The sequence below is a fragment of the Enterobacter sp. B79-1 genome (genome assembly GCF_057444735.1).
Genome location: NZ_JBYAZJ010000006.1, coordinates 258,665 through 265,034 on the forward strand (window position 1 = coordinate 258,665; position 6,370 = coordinate 265,034).

Annotated in this window: 6 protein-coding genes; 4 read left to right on the forward strand and 2 right to left on the reverse strand. The window is 55.6% G+C overall.

Annotated features, from left to right (window positions below; genetic code table 11):
- Positions 1 to 4 precede the first annotated feature (4 nt).
- From rbsC to rbsR, 4 genes are all read left to right on the forward strand, one after another.
- Positions 5 to 970 carry a ribose ABC transporter permease gene (gene rbsC, locus AC2T6E_RS17740; protein ID WP_063202193.1) on the forward strand — a complete coding sequence of 322 codons (966 nt, stop codon included), beginning with the start codon at positions 5 to 7 and terminating at the stop codon, positions 968 to 970.
- A 27-nt stretch (positions 971 to 997) separates the two neighbouring features.
- Complete coding sequence (rbsB, locus tag AC2T6E_RS17745; RefSeq protein WP_010426610.1) at positions 998 to 1,888, forward strand: ribose ABC transporter substrate-binding protein RbsB; 891 nt, start codon at positions 998 to 1,000, stop codon at positions 1,886 to 1,888.
- 106 nt (positions 1,889 to 1,994) lie between these two features.
- Entirely contained in the window at positions 1,995 to 2,924 is a 930-nt protein-coding gene (gene rbsK / locus AC2T6E_RS17750; protein ID WP_486692687.1) for a ribokinase, read from the forward strand.
- Positions 2,925 to 2,927: 3 nt separating this feature from the next.
- Entirely contained in the window at positions 2,928 to 3,920 is a 993-nt protein-coding gene (rbsR, locus tag AC2T6E_RS17755; protein ID WP_089598346.1) for a ribose operon transcriptional repressor RbsR, read from the forward strand.
- Here the strand turns inward: rbsR and mdtD are convergent.
- Positions 3,886 to 5,319 (reverse strand): multidrug transporter subunit MdtD, encoded by a 1,434-nt coding sequence (gene mdtD, locus AC2T6E_RS17760; RefSeq protein WP_010426613.1) that lies wholly within the window; start codon positions 5,317 to 5,319, stop codon positions 3,886 to 3,888. The two genes, rbsR and mdtD, sit on opposite strands and share 35 nt — an antisense overlap.
- Entirely contained in the window at positions 5,316 to 6,023 is a 708-nt protein-coding gene (locus AC2T6E_RS17765; RefSeq protein ID WP_010426614.1) for a FadR/GntR family transcriptional regulator, read from the reverse strand. The genes mdtD and AC2T6E_RS17765 overlap by 4 nt, the downstream gene beginning before the upstream one ends.
- Positions 6,024 to 6,370: the final 347 nt, after the last annotated feature.

Here is a 6,370-nt window from a genome sequence, read left to right on the forward strand (position 1 = left end):
GAAGATGACTACCCAGGCTGTCTCTGGTCGCCGCTATTTCACAAAGGCATGGCTGATGGAACAAAAATCGCTGATTGCCCTGCTGGTGCTGATCGCGATTGTGTCGACCATGAGCCCGAATTTCTTCACCGTTAATAACCTGTTCAATATTCTGCAGCAGACGTCGGTGAACGCCATTATGGCGGTCGGCATGACGCTGGTGATTTTGACCTCGGGTATCGATCTGTCCGTCGGTTCCCTGCTGGCGCTCACCGGTGCGATCGCCGCTTCAATTGTAGGAATTGAGGTCAACGCGCTGGTGGCCGTGGCCGCTGCCCTGGCGGCAGGCGCGGCGATTGGTGCCGTAACCGGCGTGATTGTGGCAAAAGGCCGCGTTCAGGCGTTCATCGCCACGCTGGTGATGATGCTGCTGCTGCGCGGTGTGACCATGGTGTACACCAACGGCAGCCCGGTGAATACCGGCTTTACCGAGAATGCCGATCTGTTTGGCTGGTTCGGTATCGGTCGTCCGCTGGGTGTTCCTACCCCGGTCTGGATCATGGCTATCGTCTTCCTGGCGGCGTGGTACATGCTGCATCACACCCGTCTGGGCCGTTATATCTATGCGCTGGGCGGTAACGAAGCGGCAACGCGTCTGTCCGGTATCAGCGTGAATAAAGTCAAAATTATCGTTTACTCCCTGTGCGGTCTTCTGGCGTCACTGGCGGGCATCATCGAAGTGGCGCGCCTCTCTTCTGCGCAGCCGACGGCGGGTACGGGGTATGAGCTGGATGCCATTGCGGCAGTGGTTCTGGGCGGTACGAGTCTTGCGGGCGGTAAAGGTCGCATTGTTGGGACATTGATCGGCGCACTGATTCTTGGTTTCCTGAATAATGGTTTGAATTTGTTAGGTGTTTCCTCCTATTACCAGATGATCGTTAAGGCAGTGGTGATTTTGCTGGCGGTACTGGTAGACAACAAAAAACAGTAACTGACGACACTACAGGACATCTTAGATATGAACATGAAAAAACTGGCTACCCTGGTTTCTGCTGTCGCGCTGAGCGCAACCGTAAGTGCTAACGCCATGGCGAAAGATACCATCGCGCTGGTTGTCTCTACCCTGAACAACCCGTTCTTCGTCTCCCTGAAGGATGGCGCGCAGAAAGAAGCGGACAAACTGGGCTACAACCTGGTGGTGCTGGATTCACAGAACAACCCGGCAAAAGAGCTGGCGAACGTTCAGGACTTAACCGTCCGTGGCACCAAAATTTTGCTGATCAACCCAACTGATTCTGATGCCGTAGGTAACGCCGTGAAGATGGCAAACCAGGCGAAAATTCCGGTGATCACTCTGGACCGTCAGGCAACGAAAGGCGAAGTAGTGAGCCACATTGCGTCTGATAACGTGCTGGGCGGCAAAATCGCCGGTGATTACATCGCGAAGAAAGCCGGCGAAGGCGCGAAAGTTATCGAACTGCAGGGCATTGCCGGTACGTCCGCAGCCCGTGAGCGTGGTGAAGGCTTCCAGCAGGCTGTGGCGGCACACAAATTCAACGTGCTGGCGAGCCAGCCGGCAGACTTCGACCGTACTAAAGGTCTGAACGTTATGCAGAACCTGCTGACTGCGCATCCTGACGTGCAGGCTGTATTCGCGCAGAACGACGAAATGGCGTTGGGCGCGCTGCGTGCCCTGCAGACCGCAGGTAAATCTGATGTGATGGTTGTCGGATTTGACGGCACGCCGGATGGTGAAAAAGCAGTAAATGATGGCAAACTGGCTGCGACCATCGCTCAGCTGCCTGAGCAGATTGGCGCGACTGGCGTTGAAACTGCCGACAAAGTGCTGAAGGGCGAAAAAGTTCAGGCCAAATACCCGGTTGACCTGAAGCTGGTCATCAAGCAGTAAAAGGCGAATCAGGCAGTCGCTGGCTGCCTGAGGGACACCAATAAAGAAAAGTGTGGCATACGCCACCGGGTAACACCGGTGGCGCTCTCAGATGGACAACCCAACCATGAAAACCGCAGGCAACCTCGTCGTCCTTGGCAGTATCAATGCCGATCACATTCTTAACCTTGAAACCTTCCCGACACCGGGTGAAACCGTCACGGGTAACCAGTACCAGGTGGCCTTCGGCGGTAAAGGCGCAAACCAGGCCGTCGCCGCAGGACGCAGCGGGGCGAATATCGCGTTTATTGCCTGTACCGGCGATGACGATACCGGTGAGCGCGTACGCAAACAGCTGGCGAGCGACAACATTGATGTTTCGCCAGTAAGCGTAGTCGAAGGGGAATCTACTGGCGTGGCGCTGATTTTCGTCAACGCGGAAGGTGAGAATGTCATCGGTATTCATGCTGGCGCTAACGCTGCGCTGACAACGGAGCGTGTAGAAGCGCAACGTGCAATCATTAGCGGAGCCGACGCCCTGCTGATGCAGCTGGAGTCACCGGTTGAAAGCGTGTTGGCTGCCGCCAACATTGCACATGAAAATCATACCACTGTCGTACTTAACCCGGCTCCAGCCCGTGTATTATCAGACGAGCTGCTGGCGCTGGTGGACATCATTACGCCGAACGAAACCGAAGCCGAAAAGCTGACGGGCATCCGCGTAGAAAATGATGACGATGCTGCGCGAGCCGCGGGTGCACTGCATGATAAAGGCATCGGCACCGTGATTATCACCCTTGGTAGCCGCGGGGTGTGGGTAAGTGCCAATGGCGAAGGCCGCCGCGTGCCGGGCTTTAAGGTTAAAGCCATCGATACCATTGCGGCGGGAGATACCTTTAACGGTGCGCTGGTGACGGCGCTGCTGGAAGGGAGAGCAATGGATGAGGCCATCCGCTTCGCACATGCCGCCGCCGCGATTGCGGTGATGCGTAAGGGGGCCCAGCCTTCCGTTCCGTGGCGTAAAGAGATCGATGAATTTTTAAGTCAGCAGGGGTAACGCTTGGCCACAATGAAAGATGTCGCCCGCATGGCGGGCGTTTCTACCTCGACGGTCTCTCACGTCATCAATAACGATCGCTTCGTCAGCGAGGCGATCCGGGAAAAAGTCGACGCGGCGATAAAAGAACTCAACTATGCGCCGTCGGCGCTGGCGCGCAGCCTCAAACTTAACCAGACGCGCACCATCGGTATGCTGATCACCGCCAGTACCAACCCTTTTTACTCTGAACTGGTACGCGGCGTGGAGCGCAGCTGCTTCGAGCGTGGCTACAGCCTGGTGCTGTGCAATACCGAAGGCGATGAGCAGCGCATGAACCGCAACCTGGAAACGCTGATGCAAAAACGCGTCGACGGGCTACTGCTGCTTTGCACCGAAACGCACCAGCCCTCGAAAGAGATCATCCAGCGTTATCCTTCTATCCCAACGGTGATGATGGACTGGGCACCGTTCGACGGCACCAGCGATCTGATTCAGGATAACTCCCTGCTGGGCGGCGATATGGCGACTCAGCACCTGATTGATAAAGGACACACTCGCATTGCCTGTATTACGGGGCCGCTGGATAAAACTCCGGCGCGTTTGCGTCTGGAAGGGTATCTCTCTGCCATGGAACGGGCGGGGCTTGCCATTCCTGATGGCTATCGGATCACCGGTGATTTTGAGTTCAACGGCGGTTTCGAGGCGATGCAGAAACTGCTGGCGCAAAACCCGCGTCCGCAGGCGGTGTTTATTGGTAATGACGCGATGGCGTTTGGTGCCTACCAGGCGTTGTATCAGGCGGGGCTACGCGTGCCGGACGATATGGCGGTGATTGGCTACGACGATATCGAACTGGCCAGCTACATGACGCCGCCGCTGACCACGATCCATCAGCCAAAAGATGAACTGGGCGAGCTGGCCATCGATGTGTTGATCCACCGTATGGCGCAGCCCTCGCTGCAGCAGCAACGTCTGCAGCTTACTCCTGTTCTGATGGAACGCGGTTCGGTTTAGCTTTCTCTTTGTGGCGCTCTTTAATCAGGTTTCGGCCGTCTTTCGGTTTTAACAGCATAAAGACCAGCGCCGACACCACGGTGAGTGCGCCCATGGTAATAAAGGTATAGTGGAACTGCTCAACGGTATTCGCGCTGTCGAAACCTTCATAAAACCGCAGCACCGCCGCACTCACGGCAACGCCCAGACTTATCGATAATTGCTGTGTGACGGCCAGCACGCTGTTGCCGCTGCTGGCGTTCTCGTCAGTCAGGTCGGCGAGGGTGATGGTGTTCATCGACGTGAACTGCGTCGACATCGCCATGCCCAGCACAAACAGCGGCAGGATCAGCATCCAGACCGGCAACGCGGCGGACTGTAATGAGAACTGCGCAATCATCAGCCCGATAAACACCGTCACCCCAACCAGCGTCTTACGATAGCCAAACCAGCGCAGCACCTGCGTGACGGTTGATTTTGCCAGGATCGAACCCATCGCTGTGGGCGCCATCATGCAACCAGCAATCAGGGCCGGGTAGCCGAAACCGACCTGCAGCATCAATGGCATCAGGAACGGTACGCAACCCGTGCCCAGACGTGATGCAATGTTGCCCGCTATCCCTACGGAAAACGTTCGGGTGTTAAAGAGCCCCAGGGAGATTAACGGTGTCGGGTGACGGCGCGCGTGACGTATATAAAGAAGGAATAACAGAATACCGCCGAGGATAACGGAGAGTGCCATCCACGTCGCGACGATCTTCTCGCCAAACAGCTCCATCCCGCTGGAGAACAGCACCAGGCTCAGGCCAAACAGGAAAAAGCCGCCCATGTCGAAGCTGCGTCTTGGCGTGGTGAAGTCCGGCATATACTTGCGGGCATAAAACAGGCCCGCCACACCAATCGGAATATTAATCAGGAAGATCCAGTGCCAGCTTGCCCAGGTGACAAACACCCCACCGAGTACCGGACCCAGTATCGGGCCGACAAGACCTGGCATAGTGACGAAATTCAACACCGGGAGTAATTCGCTGCGCGGATAGGCTCGCAATAACGCCAGACGCGCGACGGGCATCATCATCGCGCCGCCGATCCCCTGAAGCACGCGGAAGATAACCAGCTCCGTGAGGGAGGTTGAGAGCGCGCAGGCCAGAGAGCCGAGCGTGAAAAGCGTCACGGCCAGCATGAATATCTTACGGGTGCCGAAACGGTCAGCCAGCCACCCGCTCACGGGGATCAGCATCGCGACCGTCAGGGTGTAACTGATGATAGCGGACTGCATCGCCAGTGGGGAACGGTTGAGGCTTTGGGCTATCGCGGGAAGTGCGGTGTTAAGGATAGTGGCATCCAGTGCCTGCATAAAAAACGCCATGGCTGCAATCCACGGCAATCCGGCCATGCTGCGCGCTTTTTTCTTTGTCATTTAGTCACCTGCTGGTGGGTGGGTGCGGCCAGCAATGTCTGACACGCGCTCAGGGCCCGCTGCCCGTCGCTCTCCTGAATGGCGTCTACAATTGCCTGGTGCAGCTCCAGCTTCACCACTTCATCCTGGGTAATAGAGGTAAAGTAAGTGTGGTACACCGAATGGAATAATGAAGCAAAGGAGGTCAGGAACGGGTTGGCGCTCATCGTATAAATATGTTCATGCCAGGCCATGTCGACTTCAACCCAGCGTTCGCGGTTAAAGTGTTTTTTTAGGTAGGCCATCTCTGCCATTAAGGTATTAAGCTGGGCTTTTTGTTCGGCAGTTCCGAGCGTGGCGGCGAGTAGACACGCCTGAGGTTCGAGGCTGCTGCGCATCACAAGAAAATGATCGACAACCTGATGGAAATTATCTTCAGTCATCCACCAGGAGAGTAGCTCCTGATCGAGGAAGTTCCAGTTAGCCTGAGGCATCACTCGCGTGCCAATGCGCGGACGCGGAAGCACCATGCCTTTTGCCGTTAACGTTTTTACAGCTTCGCGAACGGCTGTGCGGCTAACCCCAAACTGTTCTCCCAGTTCAATTTCGCCCGGCAGGATGCTACCCGGGGCATATTTACCCGCTAAAATCAGCTGAGCCAGCTTCTCTGCCAGTACATATGACAGGTTTTTTTGGGCTGCCAGCTGTTGTGCGCTTAAGGGCATCGCTTTTATTCCTTAATGATTCATGCTGATAAGTATGCCACCTCGGGTGTGATTGTGGTTGCAGATACATCAAATAGAACAATTTGTAGCTTGATTTCACCGGTATTGGTGAAAAAAAGCACGGACAGAAACTTTTTTTAAATTTCCTCTTGTCACCTCAGAATAACTCCCTATAATGCGCCTCCACTGACACGGAACAACGGCACACACGCCGCCGGGTCGGCAGAGAAAAGCGAAAATAAACGCTTGACTCTGAAGCGGGAAAGCGTAATATGCACACCCCGCGCCGCTGCGAAAAGCGAAGCGGCACTGCTCTTTAACAATTTATCAGACAATCTGTGTGGGCA

Coding starts and splice junctions, on each gene's coding strand:
- rbsC (WP_063202193.1), top strand. CDS start 5: ATGACTACCCAGGCTGTCTCTGGTCGCCGCTATTTCACAAAGGCATGG.
- rbsB (WP_010426610.1), top strand. CDS start 998: ATGAACATGAAAAAACTGGCTACCCTGGTTTCTGCTGTCGCGCTGAGC.
- rbsK (WP_486692687.1), top strand. CDS start 1,995: ATGAAAACCGCAGGCAACCTCGTCGTCCTTGGCAGTATCAATGCCGAT.
- mdtD (WP_010426613.1), bottom strand. CDS start 5,319: ATGACAAAGAAAAAAGCGCGCAGCATGGCCGGATTGCCGTGGATTGCA.
- AC2T6E_RS17765 (WP_010426614.1), bottom strand. CDS start 6,023: ATGCCCTTAAGCGCACAACAGCTGGCAGCCCAAAAAAACCTGTCATAT.